Source organism: Streptomyces sclerotialus, from assembly GCF_040907265.1.
Classification (GTDB): Bacteria; Actinomycetota; Actinomycetes; order Streptomycetales; family Streptomycetaceae; genus Streptomyces; species Streptomyces sclerotialus.
Genome location: NZ_JBFOHP010000002.1, coordinates 4,184,282 through 4,208,282, shown reverse-complemented (window position 1 = coordinate 4,208,282; position 24,001 = coordinate 4,184,282). Strand labels below are relative to the sequence as shown.

Here is a 24,001-nt window from a genome sequence, read left to right as displayed (position 1 = left end):
ATGTCACGAATCTGTCAGCACCGGCCGGGCAAAACGGTCACTCGTAGTGAACTTGCGACATGTGAGCGGTGAACGGTTTGATGGCCGGTCACTCACAAAACCGGTGCGCTCCGTGGAGCCTGTAGCGTGCTCTTGCGAAGACCGAGACTTTAAACCGCGTTCACGCGGAACGATTCGACGGCGAGGACCGATGGCACAGACGCAGAGCCCCCAGGGCCCGTCCGATCCTGAAGCCACCGGCTCCAATATCCCCGACGCACCGGAGATGTGGGGCAACGGCGGTCTGGTCGGCGACGGGCGCTACCGCCTGACGCGCCGTCTGGGCCGGGGTGGCATGGCGGAGGTGTTCGCCGCCGAGGACGTACGGCTGGGCCGTACGGTAGCGGTGAAGCTGCTGCGCTCCGACCTCGCCGAGGATCCGGTGTCCAAGGCCCGCTTCACCCGCGAGGCGCAGTCCGTCGCCGGCCTGAACCACCACGCCGTCGTCGCCGTGTACGACTCCGGCGAGGACCTGGTCGGCGGCAACACCATCCCGTACATCGTGATGGAGCTGGTCGAGGGCCACACCATCCGCGATCTGCTGCTCAACGCCGACGCGCCGCCGCCGGACCAGGCACTGATCATCGTCTCCGGGGTGCTGGAGGCGCTGGCCTACAGCCACCAGCACGGCATCGTGCACCGCGACATCAAGCCCGCGAACGTGATCATCACGAACAGCGGCGCGGTCAAGGTGATGGACTTCGGCATCGCGCGCGCCCTGCACGGCGCGTCGAACACGATGACCCAGACCGGCATGGTCATGGGCACGCCGCAGTACCTCTCGCCCGAGCAGGCGCTCGGCAAGACCGTCGACACCCGCTCCGACCTGTACGCGACCGGCTGCCTGCTGTACGAACTGCTCGCGCTGCGCCCGCCCTTCGTCGGCGAGACGCCGCTGTCGGTGGTGTACCAGCACGTGCAGGACATGCCGGTGCCGCCGTCGGAGGTCGCCGAGTCGGTGCCGCCGGAGCTGGACGGGCTGGTCATGCGGTCGCTGGCGAAGGACCCGGACGACCGGTTCCAGACCGCCGAGGAGATGCGCGGCCTGGTCCAGTACGCACTTCAGATGCTGCACGAGCAGGGCGGCCACACCGGTACCTGGAGCACCGGGCCGGTCGCCGCGCACGAGGGCGGCTCGACCGCCGCCATGGGGGTGGCGGCCACGACGGCCATGCCGCACCCGGCGCACGGCTCGACGGCCGCGCAGCCGATCCTCCCGCAGGGCATGCGGGAGGACGACGGCGGCTACGAGGGCGGACCGCGCGGCTCGAAGGGCGGCCGCGGCAAGATCTGGCTGATCGCCGCGCTCGCGCTGATCGCCGTCGTGGTCGGCGTCGCCATCGCCCTGCAGAACACCGGCGACGACAAGCCCGAGAAGAACCCGAAGCCGACGCCCACGGCGACGGAGAGCAAGGACGAGAAGACCACCGAGCCGCCGTCGGAGGACCCGACGACGGAGGCGACGCTGCCGGGCAACACGGGCGGCAACACCGGTGACTACACCCAGCAGCCGACGAACACCGGGGACCCGACGCCGTCGGACACCCAGACGGCGACGGACGAGCCGACGGACGACCCGACGCCCACGGACCCGACGACGGCGCCGACGACCGAGCCGACCTCGGACCCGACGACGGAGCCGACCGACGACTCGTCGCCGATCATCCCGCCGCCGGCGGACGGCGAGGACGGCGGCGAGTGAGCCGGCCGGGTATGTGACCTGAACGAGCGAGGCACCGATGCGGTGCCTCGCTCGTTCACGTAACGGCCGGACCCTGCCGACGTGCTCAGCCCGTGAACGCCTGCCGTACCGCGGCGTACTCGTCCGTCCACCACACCGCGAGCGCCGCGGCGGCCGGGAAGAGGCCGTCGGCGCGCCGGTCGCCCAGCCGGTAGCGCCAGTCCAGCATCCAGAAGTCGTTCAGGCGTTCCCACCAGACCCGGTGCACGGCGGCCGCCAGCTCGTCCGGGCCGACGCCCGAGGCACGCCGGTAGGCACGTGCGTAGGCCGCCACCTTCGCCAGGTCCAGGCTGCCCGAGGACCGTACGAAGAAGATCGCGGCGGCCCGTACGGTCTCCTCGGCGCGCGGTTTGACCGCCAGCCGGTCCCAGTCGACGATCGCGGCCGGCTCGGCGTCCCGGTAGAGCAGGTTCAGCGGGTGGAAGTCGCCGTGCACCCAGCCGGCGGGCGCCGCGCGGGGCGGCCGGTGGTGGGCGTGCGCGGCCAGCAGGGCGCGGCGTTCCAGGAGCCGGTGCTCGGCCAGCGCGTCGAAGCTGTCGTGCGGACGGGCGTCCCGGGCCAGCGCCAGCAGCTCGTCGATGCCCACGAAGGTGGCGGAGGGGTCGGCGCTCTCCTGGCCCGGCTGCGGCGGCTCCTCGGGCATGACCTGGGAGAGCGCCACATGGACCCGGCCCAGCAGCGTGCCGAGGCGGTGGCACTGGGCGGGGGTGAGCGCCGCGCCGTCCAGGTGACGGCCCTCGACCCAGGGGTGCAGGGCGTAGCAGCGGCCGTCGAGGACGGCGACGGTACGGCCGTCGGCGGCGCGTACGGGCGGCGCGACGGGCAGGCCCATGGCGCCCAGCAGGCGGGTGGCGCGGTGCTGCCGTACGAGGGCGGCGCGGTCGGCGTCGAGGTGGTGCTTGAGGAAGAAGTGGCCGCACGTGGTGACCAGCCGGTAGCCGTGGTTGAGCAGCCCCTCGGCGACCGGCTCGCACGACAGCGGCTCCCCGGCGCCTTCGTAGCGGCGCAGCAGGGAGCCGAGGAGGTGTCCGTCGGGCGCCGTTGCCGTCCGGACCGCAGATGAGCGCAGCACCCGCCAGATGTTAGATCACTTCCGACGGGCGGGTTTCCCGCACCGGTCGGCTATCGGTCAGCCTGAATGGGCGTACCCGAACACCGGGACCCCGGTCAGTGTGTGCACCTTCGCGAAGACCGGATCGATGCGCAGGAACACCGGGTCGAAGGGCTCGCCGTCGGCGAGCGCCGGGGTGCGTCCGAAGGCGTCGTGGTCGGCCGGCTCCGGGCACACGACGCCGGCCGTGCCGGTGAACTGTACGGTCCAGGTCTCGGGCTCGCCGGCGGTGACGTTGTCCGCCTGGTAGGAGACCACGCTGCCGTCCAGGGCGCGGTGGTAGCCGTGACCGCGGTGCAGGCGCAGCAGCAGCCGTCCCTTCTCGGTCACCACGTGCCGGGCGACCGTGGTGAAGGGCAGCGCCCGCAGGCTGGCCGAGACCCGGCCGTAGGGCGTACGGCTGAGCAGCTCCAGTGCGCGGAATTCGTCGGGCATGGGGACCACCCTGCCCGGCGGCGCGGGCACGGCTGTAGGGGCGGCCGCCCCGGTCCGCCGGGACGTTGGTCCCGAAAAGGCCGATGCCGCAGGTCAACCGTGCCGGAAGAAGTCGATGCGATACCGCGGGGCGTGGTTCAGCGGCCTTCCGCCTGCATTCTGGCGACGTATGCGGCGGCCTGTGAACGGCGTTCCATACCGAGTTTCGCGAGCAGGCTGGAGACGTAATTCTTGATGGTTTTCTCGGCCAGATGCAGCCGTTCCCCGATGGCGCGGTTGGTCAGGCCTTCGCCGATCAGATCGAGAATCCGCCGTTCTTGTTCGGTGAGGTCGGCCAGCCGGTCGTCGCCCTTGGGGCCGCCGCCGTCCCGCAGCCGCTCCAGGACCCGCGCGGTGGCCACGGGGTCCAGCAGGGACTTCCCGGCCGCCACGTCCCGGACGGCCGAGAGCAGCTCGTTCCCGCGGATGGCCTTGAGCACGTACCCGGACGCACCGGCCATGATCGCGTCGAAAAGCGCCTCGTCATCGGCGAAAGACGTGAGCATCAGGCACTTGATGTCCTCGTTCTGCGAGCGGATCTCGCGGCACACCTCGACGCCGCTGCCGTCCGGCAGCCGGACATCCAGCACGGCCACGTCGGGACGCGTCGCCGGGATCCTGACCAGGGCATCCGCGGCGGTACCGGCTTCGCCGACCACCTCGATGTCGCTCTCGACCGTGAGCATGTCGTGAACGCCACGCCGTACGACCTCGTGGTCATCGAGCAGGAATACCGTGATTTTTCCGTCTTCGTGCACGGGCTCAGTCTCACATACGAACCCTTCCCGTGCTCCGGTCCGGCGATATAACGTGCCGTTGTCCCGGCGGCCTGCGACGCTGTGACCAGGAGTTGTTCCCACCCTCCGCGATTTACTTGGAAATCCAAGCAAAATCGCAGGTCAGGGCCGTTTTCGCTTAGGCTCGGGAAATGGGTAACGTGCATGGGCAGGCCACGTCCGGGGCAGTTTTGTTCCACCCGGGCCTGACCGCGTTCGCACACACCCCGTGCGCCGTATCGGATACCGGGTGAGCCGCAATACGGCCACCGGCGGACCCCGGGGGCCGGACAGACGGAGGAGCAGCACGTGACCGTGGACAGCACTGCCGCACGGAAAGCTACGCGCAGTAGCGGCAAGCGCACGACCGCGAAGAAAGCGCCCGGCGGGACCGCGGCGAAGGCCAAGGCCGGCACGAAGGCCGGCAGCAAGGCGGCCGTCGGCGCACCGGCTTCGGCGGAGCACGACCCGGACCAGTTCGTCCAGCTGCTGACCCCTGAGGGGGAGCGCGTCGAGCACCCGGAGTACGCGATCGACCTGTCCGCCGACGAGCTGCGCGGGCTGTACCGCGACATGGTGCTGACGCGGAAGTTCGACGCGGAGGCCACCACCCTGCAGCGCCAGGGCGAGCTGGGCCTGTGGCCCTCGCTGCTGGGCCAGGAGGCCGCGCAGATCGGCTCGGGACGCGCGCTGCGCGACGACGACTACGTCTTCCCCACCTACCGCGAGCACGGCGTCGCCTGGTGCCGCGGGGTGGACCCGACGAACCTGCTGGGCATGTTCCGCGGCGTGAACCACGGCGGCTGGGACCCCAACAGCAACAACTTCCACCTGTACACGATCGTGATCGGCTCCCAGACGCTGCACGCGACGGGCTACGCGATGGGCGTCCAGAAGGACGGCGCCGACTCCGCCGTCATCGCCTATTTCGGTGACGGCGCGTCCAGCCAGGGTGACGTCGCGGAGTCCTTCACCTTCGCCGCCGTCTACAACGCCCCCGTGGTGTTCTTCTGCCAGAACAACCAGTGGGCGATCTCCGAGCCGACCGAGAAGCAGACCCGGGTGCCGCTCTTCCAGCGCGCCCGCGGCTACGGCTTCCCGGGCGTACGGGTCGACGGCAACGACGTGCTCGCCGTCCTCGCCGTCACCAAGGCGGCCCTGGACCGGGCCCGCACCGGCCAGGGGCCGATGCTCGTCGAGGCGTACACCTACCGCATGGGCGCCCACACCACCTCCGACGACCCGACGCGCTACCGCGGCAACGACGAGCTGGTGGCGTGGGAGGCCAAGGACCCGATCCTGCGGCTGCGCCGGTACCTCGAGGCCGAGGGGATCGCCGACGAGGCGTTCTTCGCCTCCGTCGAGAAGGAGGACGAGGCGCTCGGCAAGCGGGTGCGCGACGCGGTCCGCACCATGCCGAACCCCGACGACATGGCGATGTTCGAGCACGTCTACGCCGACGGGCACGCGCTCGTCGACGAGGAGCGCGCCCAGTTCGCCGCGTACCAGGCCGCGTTCGCGGAGGAGAACTGAACATGGCTGTCTTCGAGAAGATCACGATCGCCAAGGCGATCAACGAATCGCTCCGTGCGGCCATGGAGGCCGACCCCAAGGTCCTCGTCATGGGCGAGGACGTGGGCAAGCTCGGCGGCGTCTTCCGCGTCACCGACGGCCTGCAGAAGGACTTCGGCGAGGACCGGGTGATCGACACCCCGCTCGCCGAGTCCGGCATCGTCGGTACCGCGATCGGCATGGCCCTGCGCGGCTACCGCCCGGTCGTGGAGATCCAGTTCGACGGTTTCGTCTTCCCGGCGTACGACCAGATCGTCACCCAGCTCGCCAAGATGCACGCCCGCGCGCTCGGCAAGGTCAAGCTGCCGATCGTCATCCGCATCCCCTACGGCGGTGCGATCGGCGCGGTCGAGCACCACTCCGAGTCCCCCGAGACGCTGTTCGCGCACGTCGCGGGCCTGAAGGTGATCACACCTTCGAACTCCTCGGACGCCTACTGGATGCTTCAGCAGGCCATCGCCGGCAACGACCCGGTCATCTACTTCGAGCCCAAGCGGCGCTACCACGACAAATCCGCGCTGGACACCGAGGCCATCCCGCACCCGCTGCACAAGGCCCGGGTCGCCCGCGAGGGCAGCGACCTGACGCTCGCCGCGTACGGTCCGATGGTCAAGGTCTGCCAGGACGTCGCCCAGGTCGCCGAGGAGGAGGGCAGGTCCATCGAGATCGTCGACCTGCGCTCCCTCTCCCCCATCGACTTCGACACGCTCCAGTCCTCGGTCGAGAAGACCCGCCGCCTGGTCGTCGTGCACGAGGCACCGGTCTTCCTCGGCTCCGGCGCGGAGATCGCGGCGCGCATCACGGAGCGGTGCTTCTACCACCTGGAGGCGCCGGTGCTGCGGGTGGGCGGCTACCACGCCCCCTACCCGCCGTCCCGGCTGGAGGACGAGTACCTTCCGAACCTGGACCGGGTGCTCGACGCGGTCGACCGGTCGCTGGCGTACTGAGGGGCTTGAGGAGAGTCGTGAGCATGACTGCAACCGATCAGCGCTTCCGCGAGTTCAAGATGCCCGACGTGGGCGAGGGGCTCACCGAGGCCGAGATCCTCAAGTGGTACGTCACCGAGGGTGACACCGTCACCGACGGGCAGGTCGTCTGCGAGGTCGAGACCGCCAAGGCGGCCGTCGAGCTCCCCATCCCGTACGACGGTGTGGTGCACGAGCTGCGGTTCGGCGAGGGCACCACGGTCGACGTCGGCACGGTCATCATCGCCGTGGACACCGACCCGGGCGCGGGACCCGCCGAAGCCCCGGCAGCCGCTCCGGAGGCCGCCGAGCAGGCGGCCGAGGGCGGCGAGGAGGGCCGTAAGGCGGTGCTCGTCGGCTACGGCGCCGCGCCGTCCTCGACGAAGCGGCGGGCGCGCAAGGCGCAGCCCGGCACCGCCGCCGCGAACGGCGCGCAGGCGGCCGTCCAGGCGGAGCTGAACGGCCGCGCCGTGCCCGAGCCGGCCGCCGCGCCGGTTTCACGTGAAACGCCCGCGGCGACCGCGGCCACCGAGCCCGCGGCCGCCGGCCGGCCGCTGGCCAAGCCGCCCGTCCGCAAGCTCGCCAAGGACCTCGGTATCGACCTGGCTTCGGTCGTCCCGAGCGGTCCCGACGGGATCATCACCCGTGAGGACGTGCACGCGGCGGCCGCGCCCGCGCCCGCGGCGGTACCGGAGTTCGACGTGGCGCCGGCCCCGGCCGCGCCCGCGCCGGCCCCCGAGGCCGTGACCGCGGCCCGGGAGACCCGTGTCCCGATCAAGGGCGTACGCAAGGCCACCGCCCAGGCGATGGTGCACTCCGCCTTCACCGCGCCGCACGTCACGGAGTTCATCACCGTCGACGTGACCCGCACGATGAAGCTCGTGCAGGAGCTCAAGCAGGACCCCGACATGGCGGGCGTCCGCGTGAACCCGCTGCTCCTCGTCGCCAAGGCGTTCCTGGTCGCCATCAGGCGCCACCCGGAGATCAACGCCTCCTGGGACGAGGAGAACCAGGAGATCGTCCGCAAGGACTACGTGAACCTGGGCATCGCGGCGGCCACCCCGCGCGGCCTGATCGTGCCGAACATCAAGGACGCCGGCGCCAAGACGCTGCCGCAGCTCGCCGAGTCCCTCGGTGAGCTGGTCGCCACGGCCAGGGAGGGCAGGACCTCCCCCGCGGACATGGCGGGCGGGACGGTCACCATCACCAACGTCGGCGTCTTCGGCGTCGACACCGGTACGCCCATCCTGAACCCCGGCGAATCCGCGATCCTCGCCTTCGGCGCGGTCAAGGAACAGCCCTGGGTCCACAAGGGCAAGGTCAAGCCGCGTCAGGTGACGACGCTGGCGCTCTCCTTCGACCACCGGCTGGTCGACGGCGAGCTGGGCTCCAAGGTGCTCGCGGACACCGCCGCGGTGCTGGAGCGCCCCAAGCGCCTGATCACCTGGGCGTAGTACGAGGTCAGCGGCCCGGGCAGGGCGGCGCAGGCGAAAAGGAAGTGGTGTCGCCGCGCCGCCCTGCCTACCGTCGTGGTCATGACCGATACACAGATCACTGCTGACGCCACCGCCGACGCGGTTCCGCCCTTGCAGTCCGTCGCCTGGCTGCACATCAGGGACGGCCGCCTGCTGAGCGTCCGCACCCGCGGCAACGACACCTTCTACCTCCCCGGCGGCAAGTACGAGCCCGGCGAGACGGCCGCGGAGGCGCTCTCCCGCGAGCTGGCCGAGGAGATCGGCGTGACGCTCGCGCCGGGGGACCTGACCGAGGCGTTCACCGTCCACGACGTCGCCCACGGCCGTGCCGGCCGCCGCCTGCACATGACCTGTTTCACGGGCGGCCCGGCCACGGTGGACCCCGTACCGGGCCGCGAGATCGCCGAGGTCGCCTGGCACAACGCCGAGGACTTCGAGGTCTGCGCTCCCGCGTTCCGCCAGGTCGTCCGCCGTCTCACGGAGGCGGGCCGGCTGTAGCGCCCCGGCCCGGGCGGTCAGCCCGCGGTGACGCGGAGCTTGGACTGGCCGTGGCCGCGGGCCTCCCAGTCGTCCATGAAGTGGGCTGTCAGGCCGTGCCGCGCGGCGAGGCCGACGAGGGTCTCGGTGCGGTAGTAGAAGTCCTCGCGGAGCACTTGGTGCTCGGCGCCGGTGGTGCGGTCGAAGGTGAAGTCGAAGAAGCCGCCGGGGGCCAGCACCCGCCCCACGTGCGCCAGGCACTCGTCGATGACCTCGACCGGTGAGTGCGAGAAGACGCTGTGCGCGTGCACGACGTCGAAGTGGGCGTCCGGCAGGAAGTCCAGCGTGAGGTCACCGGTCAGGGTCAGGTGCGGGAGCTTCGCCTGGAGGCCCCGGTCGGTCAGCGTCCGCTTCGCCGCGATGAGGATGTCGGGCGAGATGTCGATGCCGTAGTAGTTCCCGGCGTCGAGGTACTCGATGAAGCGCCACCCGGCGCGGAGGTTGCCGCAGCCGATGTCGAGCATCCGGGACTGCCGGGTGAGGCCGTGTTCCCGCAGGTAGTCGAATTGCATCCGGCCGAGCGCGAGCCAGCGGCCGTGGCTCCGGCTGCCGACGGCCGCCTCGGGGTCGCGCCGGGTGTCGGACGCCATGACCGCGCGGTAGTAGCTCACGTGGTCGGGGTGGTGGAGGGCCAGCCAGCGGTCCCGTGCGGCTCGGCGGACGTACGGGGGTATCCGCCCGGGATGGCCGAGGGCGTAACGCACCTTGTGGGCGAGTGCCGTCCGGTCGGCGGTGAGGTTCTTCTTGACGGACATGGGATGCACCCCATCTCGATCACCGGGCGTCACGGGAAGGACACGGTGTCGTGGCGCTCTGCTCATGGAGCGTAGGTGGGGTGTGAGTAGTTGGCGTACGCAGCCTTGCTGCTCTCCGGCGCCACGTCCGTCCGGATGATGGACGAGGACGCAGACGCATACCTGTTGTATCTATCCTGTGCCCATGTCATCAGTATCAGCCCCGACCCCAGTACCCGAGAAGTCCGCCAAGCAGCCGCCCGCCGCCGAGCGGGTGTACGCACACGTCAAGCAAGCCGTCCTGGAGCGCCGCTACGAGGGCGGCATGCTGCTCACCGAGGGCGAGCTCGCCGAGGCCGTGGGCGTCTCGCGGACGCCGGTACGGGAGGCGCTGCTGCGGCTGGAGGTCGAGGGGCTGATCAAGCTCTACCCCAAGAAGGGCGCGCTGGTCCTGCCGGTCTCCGCGCAGGAGATCGCGGACGTCGTGGAGACCCGGCTGCTGGTCGAGGAGCACGCGGCGCGCAAGGCCGTGCCCGCGTCCGCCGCGCTCGTCGAGGAGCTGGAGACGCTGCTGGAGACGATGCGGGCGCAGGTGGCCGCCGGTGACCTGGCCGCCGTGTCGGTCACCGACCGCTGCTTCCACGCCGCGATCGTGCGCAGCGCCGGCAACCAGATCCTGGACCGGCTCTACGAACAGCTCCGCGACCGCCAGCTGCGGATGGGCGTCGCGGTGATGCACGCGCACCCGGACCGGATCGCGAAGAACATCGCCGAGCACGCCGAGATTTTGGAGGCGCTGCGGGCCGATGACCCGGAGGCGGCCACCGCAGCCGTGCACCGCCACGTCAGCTGGGTGCGGAACCTGGCCCAGGGGGACGTGCGATGAGTACCGCACAGAGCGCCCCCGTCTCGTTGCCCGGGGACCCGCCCGGCGGCCGGAAGGCCGTCTGGGTCTGGGGCATCGGCGTCGCCGTCTACTTCGTCGCGATCATCTACCGCACCAGCCTCGGCGTCGCGGGCCTGGACGCGGCCGAGCGCTTCCACATCAACGCCTCGGCGCTGTCGACCTTCTCCATCCTGCAGCTGCTGGTCTACGCCGGCATGCAGATACCCGTCGGCCTGATGGTCGACAAGATGGGTCCCAAGAAGGTCCTGGTCCTCGGTGCCACGCTCTACACCGTCGGCCAGCTCGGCTTCGCGCTCTCCGGCTCGTACGTCATGGCGCTGATCTCCCGTGCGCTGCTGGGCTGCGGTGACGCGATGACGTTCATCAGCGTGCTGCGGCTGGGCACCCGCTGGTTCCCGGCCCGCCGCGGCCCGCTCATCGCGCAGATCGCCGCCCTGATCGGCATGTCCGGCAACCTCGTCTCCACCCTCGTGCTCGCCCGGCTGCTGGACACCCTCGGCTGGACGCCGACCTTCGCGGGCAGCGCCGTCTGCGGCATCGTGGTGATCGCGTTCGTCCTGCTCTTCCTCAAGGACCATCCCGAGGGCTTCGAGCCCGTGCCCGTGAGCAAGCCGGCGGCCGGCAGCGGTTACGTCCGCCGGCAGATATCCGAGTGCTGGCGGGAGCCGGGCACCCGGCTCGGCATGTGGGTGCACTTCACCACGCAGTTCCCCGCGATGTTCTTCCTGCTGCTGTGGGGGATGCCGTTCCTCGTCGAGGCACAGGGCCTGACCGAGACCGCGGCCGGCGGACTGCTCACCCTCATCGTGGTCTCGAACATGGCCTCCGGGCTGGTGTACGGGCAGATCATCGCCCGCCACCACGCGGCCCGGCTGCCCCTCGCGCTCGGCACCGTCGGCGCCACGGCGACGCTGTGGGCGGCCATGCTGTGCTGGCCGGGGCACGCGCCGATGGCACTGCTGGTCCTCACCTGCGTGGTGCTCGGCACCTGCGGCCCGGCCTCGATGATCGGCTTCGACTTCGCCCGCCCGGCCAACACGCCGGAGCGCCAGGGCACCGCCTCCGGCATCGTCAACATGGGCGGCTTCATGGCCTCGATGACGACCCTGCTGGCGGTCGGCGTGCTGCTGGACGCCACGGGCGACAACTACCGCATCGCCTTCGCGACGGTGTTCGTCCTGGAGGCGCTCGGCCTCAGCCAGATCCTGCGGCTGCGCAAGCGCGCGGCGCGCCGTGAGCGCGAGCGGACGGTCGCCAGCCGGGTGGAGGCGGTGCACGTACCGGTATGACCGTCCGGCGCGTGCCCGCGCGGCGTGCGCTTCCCGGGTACGTACGAGGGCCCGCCGCCGTGACCACGGCGGCGGGCCCGCCCGCTTCCGAGGCGTCCCGCGGCGCCCGTGCGGCGGTACGCCCTACGGCGTCACCGCGAAGTGGTCCAGGACCGCGCCGGCCAGCTCCTGGTCGCCCTCGATCTTGATCTGACCGGCGACGGCGGCGGGCCGGACCCGCCCGCAGGCCAGCCGGACATAGGTCTCCCAGTCGGTCGTGAGCGTCGCGGCGGGGCCCAGCGAGACGCTGCCGTCGACCGATCCGTTGCCCTCGGCGTCGACCCGTACCGTCCGCATGAACTCCACCGGGCCGGACACGTCGACCACCACGGCCGAGCCGGCCGGGGCGCCCGCGCCCTCGGCGACGACCTTGGCGAGCGCGGGGATGAGGAAGTCGCGGGTGACGTGGGCGCCGGGGGAGTCGAGGTTGCCGGGCTGTCCGAGCGCCCGGCGGATGTCCTGCTCGTGCACCCAGGTGTCGAAGGCCCTGACCTTCAGCGCGTGTTCGAGCGTCTGCTCCTTGCCCTGCGGGCCGCGGACGACGGTGTCCGGCTCGCGCGTCTCGTTACGCAGCTGCCGGGACCGTCGGATGATCGTGTACTCCAGCTCGGCCGTCATCTCGGGGCCCGTGTGGTGCCGGCGGACGTCGACCTGCATCTCCATGTACCGCGCGAACTCGCTGCGTACGTGGTAGAGATCGCGCGGCAGGGAGTGGATGGGGCGGGGATCGCCCAGCGCCTCGCAGTCCAGGCCGATGAGGTGGGACACGACGTCCCGCACCGACCAGCCGGGGCATTCGGTGGCGCGATTCCACTCCCCTTCCACGAGCGGCGTCACCAGCTCGGATATTGCTTCGATGGAGTGCGTCCAGGCGTCGATGGAGGGCTGAAGGACTGGGTGGACGGTCACGGGACCCCTCGGACGGTTCGTACGCGGGCTGCTGTCTGTGCAGTTAAGTTACGCTGCGCACGGGCACCCCGGCAGTGCTTTCGGGTGACCATCGTAGGCATTTTTTGACGGCGGACCGGGCTCGGAAGACCAGGCGGTGGTACTGTGCGCGCTTCACTGATCCAAGTCGGTGTGGACCAGAAGGAATCGGTCAATTCCCGCCGCGAGCGCGTGGGTTCGCTCGTGCGCTCCCAGGCGGATGCGGATCTCGTCGTCCTGCCCGAGCTGTGGCCGGTGGGCGCCTTCGCGTTCGACGCGTTCGAGGAGGCGGCGGAGACCCTGGACGGCCCGACCCACCAGGCGATGTCGGCGGCGGCGCGGGAGGCGGGTGTCTGGCTGCACGCCGGGTCCGTCATCGAGCGCGCCACGGACGGCACCCTCTACAACACCTCGCTGGTCTACTCCCCCGACGGCGAGCGGGCCGCCCACTACCGCAAGATCCACCGCTTCGGCTTCGACAAGGGCGAAGCGACGCTGCTGGGCGCCGGCACGGACCCGGTCACGGTTGCGCTGCCGGACACCACGCTCGGCCTGGCCACCTGCTACGACCTGCGGTTCCCCGAGCTCTTCCGGCAGCTGGTGGACGCCGGGGCGCAGACCCTGGTGATCCCGGCCGGCTGGCCGGAGCGGCGCCGCTCGCACTGGTCGCTGCTGGCCCGCGCCCGCGCGGTGGAGAACCAGACGTACGTGCTCGCCTGCGGTACGGGCGGCACCCACGCCGGGGTCGAGCAGGCCGGGCACAGCGTGATCGTCGACCCGTGGGGCGAGGTGCTCGCCGAGGCGGGCCCCGGCGAAGAGATCATCAGCGCGGAGCTGGACCCGGAGCTGGTCGGGAAGACCCGGCACGTCTTCCCCGTGCTGCGGGACCGGGTACTGGGGCTGCCGAAGCCGTGAGGGACGGGGCCTGCCCGGGGAAGGCGCGCGCCGGGCGCGGCCCGGGGCCCCGTGCTCAGCCGCTGTGCTCAGTCCTCGCGCTCCCGCTCCGCCAGCCGGATCACGCAGACCGCGATCGCGATCAGCAGCGCCGCGTCGGCGTCCTCCCGCAGGACGTTGACCGCGTAGGTGTCCCGTACGGTCAGCCGGCGCCGGGAGATCTCCGCCAGCAGCTCGCCGTCGTACTCGACCGCGAACTCCCGGTCCAGGATCTTGCCGCTGACGTCCAGCTCCGTGCCGTCCACCAGCTCCACGCGGTAGTGGTTGCGCAGCAGTGACAGCCGCTTCCGGCGGATGGTCGCGATCACCTGGTCGTCGCGCTCGATCGCCATCGTGTCACGCAGGCTGAGCACCTTCTTGCGCAACGTGATCAGGACCCGGCCCTCCCGGTCCTTGATCTCGAAGGTCTCCCGCATCCGGAGCGCCTTGCCGTCGACGAGGTAGACGTTGCGCCCCGTCTCGTCCTCGATCCAGTAGTCCTCGCCGATGCCGAAGATCCGGTCGCGTACCAGGTATCTCATGCTGAACGTGTTCCCCGAACCCCGGCGGAATGCGCACCGGGGGACGTGACGTTGAATGTGCACATGGCTTCACGTGCACGCGTCCGCGCCCCCGAGCTGGTCGGCAAGGGCGGCTGGCTGAACACCGGCGACAAGACCCTGACCCTCTCCGACCTGCGAGGACGCATCGTCGTCCTGGATTTCTGGACGTTCTGCTGTGTGAACTGTCTGCACGTCCTGGACGAGCTGCGGGAGCTGGAGGAGCGGCACCGGGACACCGTCGTGATCATCGGCGTGCACTCCCCGAAGTTCGTGCACGAGGCGGAGCACCAGGCGGTCGTCGACGCGGTCGAGCGGTACGAGGTCGAGCACCCCGTGCTGGACGACCCCGAGCTGGCCACGTGGAAGCAGTACGCCGTCCGCGCCTGGCCGACGCTGGTCGTCATCGACCCCGAGGGCTACGTCGTCGCCCAGCACGCCGGTGAGGGCCACGCCCACGCCATCGAGAAGCTGGTCGAGGAGCTGGAGGCCGAGCACGAGGCCAAGGGCACGCTGCGCCGCGGCGACGGCCCGTACGTACCGCCCGAGCCGGTCGCCACCGACCTCCGCTTCCCCGGCAAGGCGCTCCAGCTGCCCGGCGGGTCCTTCCTGGTCTCCGACACCACCCGGCACCAGCTGGTGGAGCTGGACGCGGACGGCGAGAGCGTGCTCCGCAGGATCGGCACCGGTGAGCGCGGCCTCACGGACGGCCCGGCCGGGCAGGCCGCCTTCAGCGAGCCGCAGGGCCTCGCGCTGCTGCCCGACGGCACGGTGATCGTCGCCGACACCGTCAACCACGCGCTCCGGACGTTCGACCCCGCCACCGGCGAGGTCGCCACCGTCGCCGGCACCGGCAAGCAGTGGTGGCAGGGCTCGCCCACCGAGGGCCCGGCCCGCGAGGTGGACCTCTCCTCGCCGTGGGACGTGGCGTACTTCGACGGCCTGGTGTGGATCGCCATGGCCGGCGTGCACCAGCTGTGGACGTACGACCCGGAGTCCGCGACCGTACGGGCCGCAGTGGGCACGACCAACGAGGGCCTGGTGGACGGGCCGGCCGCCGAGGCCTGGTTCGCGCAGCCCTCGGGCCTGGCAGCCACCGAGGACCGGCTGTGGATCGCCGACTCCGAGACCAGCGCGGTCCGCTGGATCGACCGCGAGGGCGTGGTGCACACGGCCGTGGGCACCGGCCTCTTCGACTTCGGGCACCGCGACGGCGCCGCTGACCAGGCGCTGCTCCAGCACCCGCTCGGCGTGACCGCGCTGCCGGACGGCTCGGTCGCGGTCGCCGACACCTACAACCACGCGCTGCGCCGCTTCGACCCCGCCACCGGCGAGGTGACCACGCTCGCCACCGACCTGCGGGAGCCGTCGGACGCGGTGCTCGTCGGCGACGACATCGTGGTCGTGGAGTCGGCCCGGCACCGGCTGACCCGGCTGCGGCTGCCCGAGGAGGCGGTACGGGTCGAGTCGGTCGCGCACCGCACCCAGCGCGCCGCCACCGAGGTGGCCCCGGGCCGGCTCCGGCTGGACGTGGTCTTCCAGGCGCCGGCCGGCCAGAAGCTGGACACCCGCTACGGCCCGTCCACCCGGCTGCTGGTCAGCTCGACCCCGGCGGAGCTGCTGGCCGAGGGGGAGGGCGCCGGTACGGACCTCAGCCGCGACCTGGTCCTGGCGGACGGGGTGACCGAGGGGGTGCTGCACGTCTCGGCGATGGCCGCGTCCTGCGACGACGCCCCGGACATCGAGTACCCGGCCTGCCATGTGCACCAGCAGGACTGGGGCGTGCCGGTGACGGTCACCGCCGACGGGACGGCCCGGCTGGGCCTGGTCCTGGCGGGGCTGGACAGCGAGGCGTGAGCCGGTGGCGGATGACCCCGGTCACTCGCAGTTGTCGAGCGTCGAGTACTGCAGCTCACCGGGGTCGATCCGGATGCCGGGCATCCACAGCTCCTTGCCGTCCTGCCGGACCCGGAACCAGATGCTGCTGTGGCCGCCGACCTCGTCGGTGACGGTGACGCCGTTGGCGATGCGGCACTCGGCGGTCAGCTGTTCGCCGTGCCATACCCGGCCGCCGATGTTGGACGGACGGTAGGCCAGGTACGGGTCCATGGCCAGGCCCATGGAGCACTCGCGGGTGTGCTTGGACCGGCAGTCCTTGTCGACGTTGTGGACGGTGATCCGCTCGGTGTCCTTGGCGGCCGGTGTTTCACGTGAAACTCCGTCGGACGGAGCGCCGTTGCCGTTCAGGACCACGACGAGGACCGTGGCCGCCGCGATGACCGCGGCCGTGGCCGCACCCGCCAGGACCAGCTTCCGCCGGTGCGCGGGCTTCGGTGCCGGGTCGTCCGTCGGCGGGCGCTGCGCCGGTACGGGCGGCCCCTTGCCCTCCGACGGGCCGGGTGGCGTCGATTCGCCGGCAGCGGCGGCTTCGTTGGCGAGGTGCAGGAGCCGCACCAGCTCCGGCAGCCGGTCCTCGCCGGTGAAGGAGAGCTTGCACCACTGCACCAGCAGCCGTTCGTCAGGCAGGCTCTGCCCCCGGAGGTAGCGGGAGAGGGACGATCTGCTGGCGGGCAGCCGGGCTTCCAGGTCCTTCAGGCTCAGGCCCAGTTCGCGGTGCATGTGACGCAGCCCGGACACGAAGTCGCGTACGGGTCCGTCGAGTTGGTCGGGCAAGGGGGCGAGCGGCTTACGGCGAGGGTGGGTGGCGCGGTTCGGTTTCCCATGCACGGACGGCATTTCAGCACAGCCGTGGCACGCACCGCGAGAGGCACTTCCGCTCCCCTGTGGCGGAAGTGCCTCTCGTGACGGAATCCGGAAACTGCCCGGATCAGTCCGTGAACTTCACGGGGCGGTAGGGCTTGAACTCACCGCCGTTGAGCCCGTAGGTGAGGGACCGGTGGTCGGTGCCGTGGCCGCCGCGCTGCTCGTACGCGGTGTAGGAGGTGTGGGCCGCGTTGTCCCACTTCTCGAACATCACGACGTGCCGGGTGTTGCTGTCGCCCGCGGCGTCGATGAGCAGGTCACCGGGCTTCAGCTCGTTGACGGAGATCGGCCGGGTGATCCTGGAGCTGGTGAGCCCCACGGTGTTGGTGCCGGGCGCGCCCAGGCCCAGCGCCATGGAGACGTAGCCGGAGCAGTCCTGGCGGTAGCCGTCCTTCCAGTTCTTCGCCTGGCTGTAGGGCACCTGCGCACCGTTGTTGGCGGTCAGCCAGGTGGCCGCGCGCTGCAGCGCCTCGCCGCGGGTGCCGCCGGGGGCCGGCGGGGGCGGGTTCTGGCCGCCCTGCTCCGGTACGCCGGGCAGCTTGTCCTGCGGGATGTCGACCGCGATCACGCTGAGGAAGCCGGTCACCGGGCCGGTGATGTGCGCCATGTAGGTCGAGCAGGAGCTGCCCTCGCAGACCTTCCTGCCGGTGTTGACCTGGTAGTCCGCGGTGATCTTGTCCTGGCCGGCGGCGTCCTTGTTGATCATTCCGACGGACGGCGAGTCGACGTCCGGCGAGGCGTGCACCACCCAGCGCGTGCCCCAGGTCGGGAAGGTGCTGCCGGCCGCCGTCTTCTTGAGGGCGGCGGCGCCGCCCGCCTGCGTCTTCAGGTCGGCCTTGGCGTCCCGTGCGGTGACGGTGGTCTGCGCGGCGGCCTTGGTGCCGGTGTCGGCCTCGGCCGTCCCGCCCGAGCACCCCGTGACACCGGCGATGCCGATGCCCGCCGCGGCGACCGCGGGCAGGAGGCGGCGCAGCGTGCGGGCGCCGAATGCGGCGTGTGTGGTCTGCGACATGACGATTTCCCCTCGTTCGTGAGGCTGCTGAGCGCCGCGCTGTTCGGTGCGGTGCCCTGTCGGCCTCGGCGACGGGAATCATCATCAGCCGGGGAACAGGGGGTTTCCGGGGCTGCCGCGTCCCGTGGGACATCCCGCCTGCCGGGACGTCCCGGGAACGCCACTGACCTGCTGGGACGTCAGAGGGAGGCTGCCGAGCGCGGGACGCCCGGCGGGCGGAGCCGGGACATGACGGGACGCACGCGCGGGGACGGTGCTTCAGCGCCCGCAGGGCTGCGGGCCTCCGCGCACGCAAGAGGGGCGCCCGCGCGGGTTGCGCGGGCGCCCCTTCAGGCAAGTCCGTATGTCGTCCGGGTCTCACATGAGGTCACATGGCCGCGGGTCCGTCACTCGTATCCGTGCCGGTGGGTCTCCTCGATCACCGGAGCTGCGGGCGGCGGCGGCTGCATGCGACGCCGCTTGAAGATGCTGACGTACGCGGCAATACCGATGATGCCGACCGCCATCAGAATCAGGCCCACGAGATCGAGGTTGACCCCGGCCATCTGCCAGTCCACCGCGAAGGTCAGGATCCCTCCGACAGCGAGCAGACCGATGCACCAGCCGATGCCCATGATGTGCGCCTCCCTCTCGATCGGCGGTTCCGGGCAGGTCGCGCTCCGGGTACCCGGCCGGAAGGGCGTCAATCAGGCCGCGTCCGACGAGAGTTGTGGTGGCTCAGCCGTGATTCTCCGTCCCGTCCGTCTCACCGGCCCCGCCCCGCGCGAACAGCTGGGTCAGCGTGCTGATCGTGTAGACGTCCGTGGCCGCCTCGTCGACCAGGTGCATCTCGGCGAGCCGCTCCAGTCCGTCCTGCGTCCGCTCCAGGTCCGACCCGGCCAGCGCGGCCGCCGCCGAAGCGTTCAACTGCCCGTCCGTGCTGGTCGCCAGGGCGCTCAGCAGTCGCGCGTCGTCCGCCGACAAGCGGGCCACGGACATCCGCAGCGCCGAGGCGATGCCGGTGTCCTCCGCCGACAGCAGGGCCAGCCGTCGCCGCTCGTCGCGCAGCGCGGCCGCCAGCCGCGCCAGCCGCCAGCGGGGCCGCGCGGTCAGCTGGGCGACCGCCGCGCGCAGCGCCAGCGGCAGCCCGTCGCACAGCTCGACCAGCTCACGGGCGGCTTCCGGATCCTCGTCCACCCGCTCGGCGCCGAGCATCGCGCCCAGCAGCGCCACGCCCTCCGCCACGCCGAACACCTGCAACCCCACCGGCCGGGCGCAGTCGGTGGCCACCAGGCCGTCCAGCCTGCTGCGGCTGGTGACGACGGTGGCGCAGCCGGGCCCGCCCGGCAGCAGCGGCCGCACCTGCGCCGAGCTGCGCGCGTTGTCCAGGACGACCAGCAGCCTGCGGTCCGCGACCAGCGAGCGGAAGAGCGCGGACGCGGCCGTCGCGGAGGACGGCACGGCGTGCTCCGGCGTGCCCAGTGCGGTCAGGAAGAACCGCAGCACGGTGGCCGGTTCCATCGCGTCGCCCTCGCCGAAGCCCCGCAGGTCGGCGAAGAGCTGCCCGTCGGGGAAGTCGGCGGCGTGCTGGTGCGCCCACTGCACGGCACACGCGGTCTTGCCGACCCCGGCAGGCCCGGTCACCACCGCGAGCGGGCTGTCACCGCCGGCAGCGGCGTCCTCGGTGATCGCCGCGGTGAGCTGCCCCAGCGCGGCTTCCCGGCCGAGGAAGCGGGCCGGCGGCCGGGGCAGCAGTCGTGGCGGCCCTGAGACCGGGCCTCCCGCGCCGCCGTCCGCGCCGGGCTCCGCCCCGCCGGTTTCACGTGAAACCGCCGCGTCCGGCCGCCCGGCCGTCTCCCTGCCCCGCTGCTCGGGCACCCGGGCCTCGTCGGCGACCCCGCCGGCCGCCGGTTCGGCCCCGGCGGCCGGCACCGCTTCCTCGGCCCGCAGGATCTCCTCATAGGCACCCCGCAGCCGTGCGCCGGGGTCGACGCCCAGCTCCTCGCTCAGCAGCCGCCGGGTGCGGTGGTACCAGTCCAGCGCATCCGACTGGCGTCCCGTACGGAACAGCGCCCGCATCAGGGCGGCGACCAGCCCCTCCCGCAGCGGATGCTGCACGGCGGCGGTGTAGAGCACCGAAGCGGCCTGCTCGTGCTCGCCCAGCGCGCTGTGGGCGCGGGCCAGGGACTCCACCGCCGTCAGCCGCCGCTCGTCCAGTGCGTGCGTGGCGGCGGCGAACGGCGGACTGGTGACCGTGCCGGTCAGCGCGGGGCCGCGCCACAGGCCCAGCGCCTCGCGCAGCAGCGGCACGGCGTCGGCGGGGGCCGCCTCGGGCCGGGCCAGCGAGACCAGTTCACCGAACCGGTGCGCGTCGATCAGCTCCTCGGGCAGCCGCAGCAGGTACGCCGAGCCGTGCGTGGCCAGCTCCACGCCGTACGCCTCGGCACCGCCCTCGGCGAGCGTGGCGCGCAGCCGCGAGACATGGCCCTGCACGACCGTGCGGGCATGTTCGGGCGGCTCGTCCTCCCACAGGGAGTCGATCAACTGCTCCAGCGGGACGGTGGTGTTGGGCCGCAGGAGGAGCAGCGCGAGCACGCTGCGCCGTTTCGCGGGCCCCAGGGCGAGTTCGCCCGACGCGGTGGTGACGGCGACCGGGCCGAGCAGGGAGAACTCCAACTCAGCCCTCCAGGAAGGCCGTCAGGGCGGCGGCCAGAAGGTGCGGATCCTCGGCGCCGCACAGCTCGCGCGCGGAGTGCATCGAGAGGATGGCCACACCGATGTCGACGGTGGTGATGCCGTGCCGGGCGGCGGTGATCGGTCCGATCGTCGTGCCGCAGGGCATGGAGTTGTTGGAGACGAAGGTCTGCCACGGCACGCCGGCCCGCTCGCAGGCGTCGGCGAAGACCGCGCGGCCGCCACCGTCGGTGGCGTACCGCTGATTGACGTTGACCTTCAGGATCGGGCCGCCGTTGGGCATCGGGTGGTGGCCCGGCTCGTGCCGCTCGGTGTAGTTCGGGTGCACGGCGTGGCCGGTGTCGGAGGAGAGGCAGACCGTGCCGGCGAAGGCACGGGCCTTGTCCTCGTAGCTGCCGCCGCGGGCGAAGACCGAACGCTCCAGGACGGTGCCCAGCAGCGGGCCGTCCGCGCCCGTGTCGGACTGGCTGCCGTTCTCCTCGTGGTCGAAGGCGGCCAGCACGGGGATGCAGGTCAGCCCGTCCTGCGCGGAAGCGGTGGCGAGCGCGGCCGTACCGGCGTGCACGGAGAGGAGGTTGTCCATCCGGGGGCCGGCGACCAGCTCCTGGTCCCGGCCGAGGTACGCGGGCGGCTCGACGCTGTGCACCATCAGGTCCCAGCCGCGCACCTCGCCCGCGGCGAGCCCCGCCTCCTCCTCGACGAAGGAGACCAGGCTGCCTTCCTGCACGTCGCCCAGGCCCCAGATCGGCGTCATGTGGCGCTGCTTGTCGAGCTTGAGGCCGTCGGCGTTGACCGACCGGTCCAGGTGCACGGCCAGCTGCGGCACGCGCAGCAGCGGCCGGTCGACGTCGACCAGCCGGTGGCTGCCGTCCCGCAGCGTCACCCGGCCCGAAAGACCCAGGTCCCGGTCGAGCCAGGTGTTGAGCAGCGTGCCGCCGTAGATCTCGACGGCGATCTGCCGCCAGCCGTGCGCCCCGGTGTCCGGGATCGGCTTCACGCGGAGGTTCGGCGAGTCGGTGTGTGCGCCGACGATGCGGAAGGGCGTCGCCGGGGTGGCCCCCTCGGGCACGTACCAGGCGATGATCGCGCCCCCGCGGAGCACGAACCTGCCGCCCGCTTCTCCGTCCCAGGCATCGGTCTCGGCGACCTGCCGGAAGCCGGCCTTCTCCAGCCGGGCGGCCGCGTTCGCCACCGCGTGGTACGGCGACGGACTCGCGGCGAGGAAGGACATCAGGTCGTCGGTGTGGCCGCGATCGAAGCGGACAGATGTGCTCATGGATTCAGCATAAGGAGGCGTCGCACCGGGTGGGTGGTGCGCCGTACGGATGAGTGGAATCCGGCGTTTGTGTGGCCGGTGTGCTCCCTGTGACGGGCGGGGCCTCGGCGGAGCCGGTGCCCGAAAGCCGGCGGCCCCACCCGGGAAGAGCCGGTGCACGCGCCGCGCCCGGGAAGAGCCGGTGGCCCCGCCCGGAACGAACCGGACGGGGCCACCGAAGCAGCGGACGGGCGCAGGGCCCTCAGCGGCGGTGGGAGCCGCCGCCCCGGATCAGAACGCCGCCTCGTCCAGCTCCATCAGGGACTGGTCGACGGACTCGGCGAGCGAACGCTGGACCGAGACGCCCGGCAGGACGTTGTGCGCGAAGAACTTCGCCGCCGCGATCTTGCCCTCGTAGAACGCCTTTTCCTTGGAAGACGCGGTCGCCAGCTTCTCCTGGGCCACCGCGGCGCCCTTGAGCAGCAGGTAGCCGATGACGACGTCACCCGAGGCCAGCAGCAGGCGGGTGGTGTTCAGCCCCACCTTGTAGATGGACTTGACGTCCTTCTCGGTGGCCGCGAGGTCGGTCAGCATCGCGCCGACGATCGCTTCCAGGTCACCGGCGGCCTTGGCCAGCTCGCCGCGTGCGCCCTCCAGCTCCTCGCCGCCGACCGCCTCGGCCAGGAACTTCTTGATGGTCTCGGACAGGGTGGTCAGCGCCGCGCCCTGGTTGCGGACGATCTTCCGGAAGAAGAAGTCCTGGCCCTGGATCGCGGTGGTGCCCTCGTACAGGGTGTCGATCTTGGAGTCCCGGATGTACTGCTCGATCGGGTACTCCTGCAGGTAGCCGGAGCCGCCGAAGGTCTGCAGCGACTGGGCCAGCTGCTCGTAGGACTTCTCCGAGCCGTAGCCCTTCACGATCGGCAGCAGCAGGTCGTTCAGCGCGTGCTCGGCGGAGGCGTCCTCGCCCGCGGCCTCCTTGATCAGGATCTCGTCCTGGACGGTGGCCGTGTAGAGCACCAGGGCGCGCATGCCCTCCGCGTACGCCTTCTGCGTCATCAGCGAGCGGCGCACGTCGGGGTGGTGGGTGATCGTCACACGCGGCGCGGTCTTGTCGGTGAAGGCCGCCAGGTCCGGGCCCTGCACGCGCTCCTTGGCGTACTCCAGCGCGTTCAGGTAGCCGGTCGACAGGGTCGCGATGGCCTTCGTGCCGACCATCATCCGGGCGAACTCGATGATGCGGAACATCTGGCGGATGCCGTCGTGCTTCTCGCCGATCAGCCAGCCCTTGGCGGGGTGCTTGTCGCCGAAGGTCATCTCGCAGGTGTTGGAGGCCTTCAGGCCCATCTTGTGCTCGACGTTGGTCGCGTAGACGCCGTTGCGGGCGCCCAGCTCACCGGTCTCGAAGTCGAACTCGTACTTCGGCACGAGGAAGAGCGACAGGCCCTTGGTGCCCGGACCGGCACCCTCGGGGCGGGCCAGCACGTAGTGGAGGATGTTCTCCGCCATGTCGTGCTCGCCGGAGGTGATGAAGCGCTTCACGCCGGTGATGTGCCAGGAGCCGTCCTCCTGCTTGACCGCCTTGGTACGGCCCGCACCGACGTCCGAGCCCGCGTCGGGCTCGGTCAGCACCATGGTGGAGCCCCAGCCCTTCTCCGTGGCGACCTTGGCGATGTGCTTCTGCTGCTCGGTGCCCTCCTCGAAGAGCACGCCGGCGAAGGCCGGGCCGGAGGCGTACATCCACACGGCCGGGTTCGAACCCAGGATGGACTCGGCGAAGGCCCACAGCAGGGAGCGCGGCGTGGTGGTGCCGCCGATCTCCTCCGGGACACCCAGCCGCCACCATTCGGCGTCCATGTACGCCTGGTAGCTCTTCTTGAAGCTCTCGGGAACGGGCGCGGTGTTGGTCTCGGGGTCGAAGACCGGCGGGTTCCGGTCGGCGTCCTCGAACGACGCGGCCAGCTCGTTCTCGGCCAGCCGGGCGATCTCGGACAGCACGCTCTTGGCGGTGTCGACGTCCATCTCCGCGAACGGGCCGGTGCCGTACACGCTGTCGCGGCCGAGCACCTCGAAGAGGTTGAACTCGATGTCGCGGAGATTCGACTTGTAGTGCCCCATGGCGACGGCTCCGTAATCCTTCGTGAGGAGGTCCTCAAACGCATACCAGGTAGTAGCTTCTAGGATGCTACCCGTCGGTAATAAGAAGCAACCCCTAACGG

21 protein-coding genes are annotated in these 24,001 nt (G+C 71.4%); 9 read left to right on the top strand and 12 right to left on the bottom strand.

From position 1 onward, the window contains the following. Window positions 1-190: 190 nt before the first annotated feature. A complete protein-coding gene (locus AAC944_RS18705) occupies window positions 191-1,741 on the top strand; it encodes a protein kinase domain-containing protein (protein ID WP_030621591.1) in 1,551 nt (516 codons plus the stop codon). An 85-nt stretch (window positions 1,742-1,826) separates the two neighbouring features. Here the strand turns inward: AAC944_RS18705 and AAC944_RS18700 are convergent, their stop codons facing one another. From AAC944_RS18700 to AAC944_RS18690, 3 genes are all read right to left on the bottom strand, one after another. Then, window positions 1,827-2,852 carry a phosphotransferase gene (locus tag AAC944_RS18700; RefSeq protein WP_030621589.1) on the bottom strand — a complete coding sequence of 342 codons (1,026 nt, stop codon included), beginning with the start codon at window positions 2,850-2,852 and terminating at the stop codon, window positions 1,827-1,829. A 57-nt stretch (window positions 2,853-2,909) separates the two neighbouring features. Next, window positions 2,910-3,326 carry a pyridoxamine 5'-phosphate oxidase family protein gene (locus AAC944_RS18695; RefSeq protein ID WP_030621587.1) on the bottom strand — a complete coding sequence of 139 codons (417 nt, stop codon included), beginning with the start codon at window positions 3,324-3,326 and terminating at the stop codon, window positions 2,910-2,912. A 137-nt stretch (window positions 3,327-3,463) separates the two neighbouring features. Continuing rightward, window positions 3,464-4,123, bottom strand: coding sequence for a response regulator (locus AAC944_RS18690; protein ID WP_030621584.1), 660 nt, complete (start codon window positions 4,121-4,123; stop codon window positions 3,464-3,466). Window positions 4,124-4,450: 327 nt separating this feature from the next. Between AAC944_RS18690 and pdhA the strand changes: the two genes are divergently transcribed. The 4 genes from pdhA to AAC944_RS18670 all read left to right on the top strand — a co-directional run bounded on the left by pdhA (window position 4,451) and on the right by AAC944_RS18670 (window position 8,651). After that, complete coding sequence (gene pdhA / locus AAC944_RS18685; RefSeq protein WP_030621582.1) at window positions 4,451-5,674, top strand: pyruvate dehydrogenase (acetyl-transferring) E1 component subunit alpha; 1,224 nt, start codon at window positions 4,451-4,453, stop codon at window positions 5,672-5,674. Window positions 5,675-5,676: 2 nt separating this feature from the next. Further along, window positions 5,677-6,660, top strand: coding sequence for an alpha-ketoacid dehydrogenase subunit beta (locus AAC944_RS18680; protein WP_030621580.1), 984 nt, complete (start codon window positions 5,677-5,679; stop codon window positions 6,658-6,660). Between the two features lie 23 nt (window positions 6,661-6,683). Then, window positions 6,684-8,132: a dihydrolipoamide acetyltransferase family protein gene (locus AAC944_RS18675; RefSeq protein WP_030621578.1), complete on the top strand. Its 1,449-nt coding sequence runs from the start codon at window positions 6,684-6,686 to the stop codon at window positions 8,130-8,132. Window positions 8,133-8,213: 81 nt separating this feature from the next. Further along, window positions 8,214-8,651 (top strand): NUDIX hydrolase, encoded by a 438-nt coding sequence (locus tag AAC944_RS18670; protein WP_051872215.1) that lies wholly within the window; start codon window positions 8,214-8,216, stop codon window positions 8,649-8,651. Between the two features lie 17 nt (window positions 8,652-8,668). Here AAC944_RS18670 and AAC944_RS18665 read toward each other — a convergent pair whose 3' ends face one another. Continuing rightward, window positions 8,669-9,445 (bottom strand): class I SAM-dependent methyltransferase, encoded by a 777-nt coding sequence (locus AAC944_RS18665; RefSeq protein WP_030621574.1) that lies wholly within the window; start codon window positions 9,443-9,445, stop codon window positions 8,669-8,671. A 184-nt stretch (window positions 9,446-9,629) separates the two neighbouring features. Between AAC944_RS18665 and AAC944_RS18660 the strand changes: the two genes are divergently transcribed. Together AAC944_RS18660 and AAC944_RS18655 are read left to right on the top strand one after the other, a co-directional pair. Beyond that, window positions 9,630-10,310 carry a GntR family transcriptional regulator gene (locus tag AAC944_RS18660; protein WP_030621572.1) on the top strand — a complete coding sequence of 227 codons (681 nt, stop codon included), beginning with the start codon at window positions 9,630-9,632 and terminating at the stop codon, window positions 10,308-10,310. Next, entirely contained in the window at window positions 10,307-11,620 is a 1,314-nt protein-coding gene (locus AAC944_RS18655) for an MFS transporter (protein WP_030621570.1), read from the top strand. The genes AAC944_RS18660 and AAC944_RS18655 overlap by 4 nt, the downstream gene beginning before the upstream one ends. 123 nt (window positions 11,621-11,743) lie before the next feature. Here AAC944_RS18655 and AAC944_RS18650 read toward each other — a convergent pair whose 3' ends face one another. Beyond that, entirely contained in the window at window positions 11,744-12,568 is an 825-nt protein-coding gene (locus AAC944_RS18650; RefSeq protein ID WP_030621567.1) for a maleylpyruvate isomerase family mycothiol-dependent enzyme, read from the bottom strand. Between the two features lie 144 nt (window positions 12,569-12,712). Between AAC944_RS18650 and AAC944_RS18645 the strand changes: the two genes are divergently transcribed. Further along, a complete protein-coding gene (locus AAC944_RS18645; RefSeq protein ID WP_030621565.1) occupies window positions 12,713-13,501 on the top strand; it encodes a carbon-nitrogen family hydrolase in 789 nt (262 codons plus the stop codon). A gap of 68 nt (window positions 13,502-13,569) precedes the next feature. On the opposite strand, the gene AAC944_RS18640 is transcribed toward AAC944_RS18645, so the two are convergent. Continuing rightward, the gene (locus AAC944_RS18640; RefSeq protein WP_030621563.1) at window positions 13,570-14,061 is read right to left on the bottom strand and encodes an LURP-one-related/scramblase family protein; all 492 of its coding nucleotides are present in this window, start codon (window positions 14,059-14,061) and stop codon (window positions 13,570-13,572) included. A 63-nt stretch (window positions 14,062-14,124) separates the two neighbouring features. On the opposite strand from AAC944_RS18640, the gene AAC944_RS18635 reads away from it, so the two are divergent. After that, complete coding sequence (locus AAC944_RS18635; RefSeq protein WP_030621561.1) at window positions 14,125-15,936, top strand: NHL domain-containing thioredoxin family protein; 1,812 nt, start codon at window positions 14,125-14,127, stop codon at window positions 15,934-15,936. Window positions 15,937-15,957: 21 nt separating this feature from the next. Here AAC944_RS18635 and AAC944_RS18630 read toward each other — a convergent pair whose 3' ends face one another. The 6 genes from AAC944_RS18630 to AAC944_RS18605 all read right to left on the bottom strand — a co-directional run bounded on the left by AAC944_RS18630 (window position 15,958) and on the right by AAC944_RS18605 (window position 23,900). Further along, window positions 15,958-16,752 carry a helix-turn-helix domain-containing protein gene (locus AAC944_RS18630; protein WP_368396344.1) on the bottom strand — a complete coding sequence of 265 codons (795 nt, stop codon included), beginning with the start codon at window positions 16,750-16,752 and terminating at the stop codon, window positions 15,958-15,960. Window positions 16,753-16,906: 154 nt separating this feature from the next. Next, window positions 16,907-17,854 carry an NlpC/P60 family protein gene (locus AAC944_RS18625; RefSeq protein ID WP_030621559.1) on the bottom strand — a complete coding sequence of 316 codons (948 nt, stop codon included), beginning with the start codon at window positions 17,852-17,854 and terminating at the stop codon, window positions 16,907-16,909. A 386-nt stretch (window positions 17,855-18,240) separates the two neighbouring features. Next, on the bottom strand, window positions 18,241-18,468 hold the full coding sequence (locus AAC944_RS18620) for a DUF6458 family protein (RefSeq protein ID WP_030621558.1): 228 nt from the start codon (window positions 18,466-18,468) through the stop codon (window positions 18,241-18,243). A 103-nt stretch (window positions 18,469-18,571) separates the two neighbouring features. Next, complete coding sequence (locus tag AAC944_RS18615; protein WP_030621557.1) at window positions 18,572-20,509, bottom strand: AfsR/SARP family transcriptional regulator; 1,938 nt, start codon at window positions 20,507-20,509, stop codon at window positions 18,572-18,574. A gap of 1 nt (window position 20,510) precedes the next feature. Next, window positions 20,511-21,803, bottom strand: coding sequence for a M18 family aminopeptidase (locus tag AAC944_RS18610; RefSeq protein ID WP_030621555.1), 1,293 nt, complete (start codon window positions 21,801-21,803; stop codon window positions 20,511-20,513). Window positions 21,804-22,073: 270 nt separating this feature from the next. Continuing rightward, the gene (locus tag AAC944_RS18605; RefSeq protein ID WP_030621553.1) at window positions 22,074-23,900 is read right to left on the bottom strand and encodes an acyl-CoA dehydrogenase; all 1,827 of its coding nucleotides are present in this window, start codon (window positions 23,898-23,900) and stop codon (window positions 22,074-22,076) included. Between the last annotated feature and the right edge of the window lie 101 nt (window positions 23,901-24,001).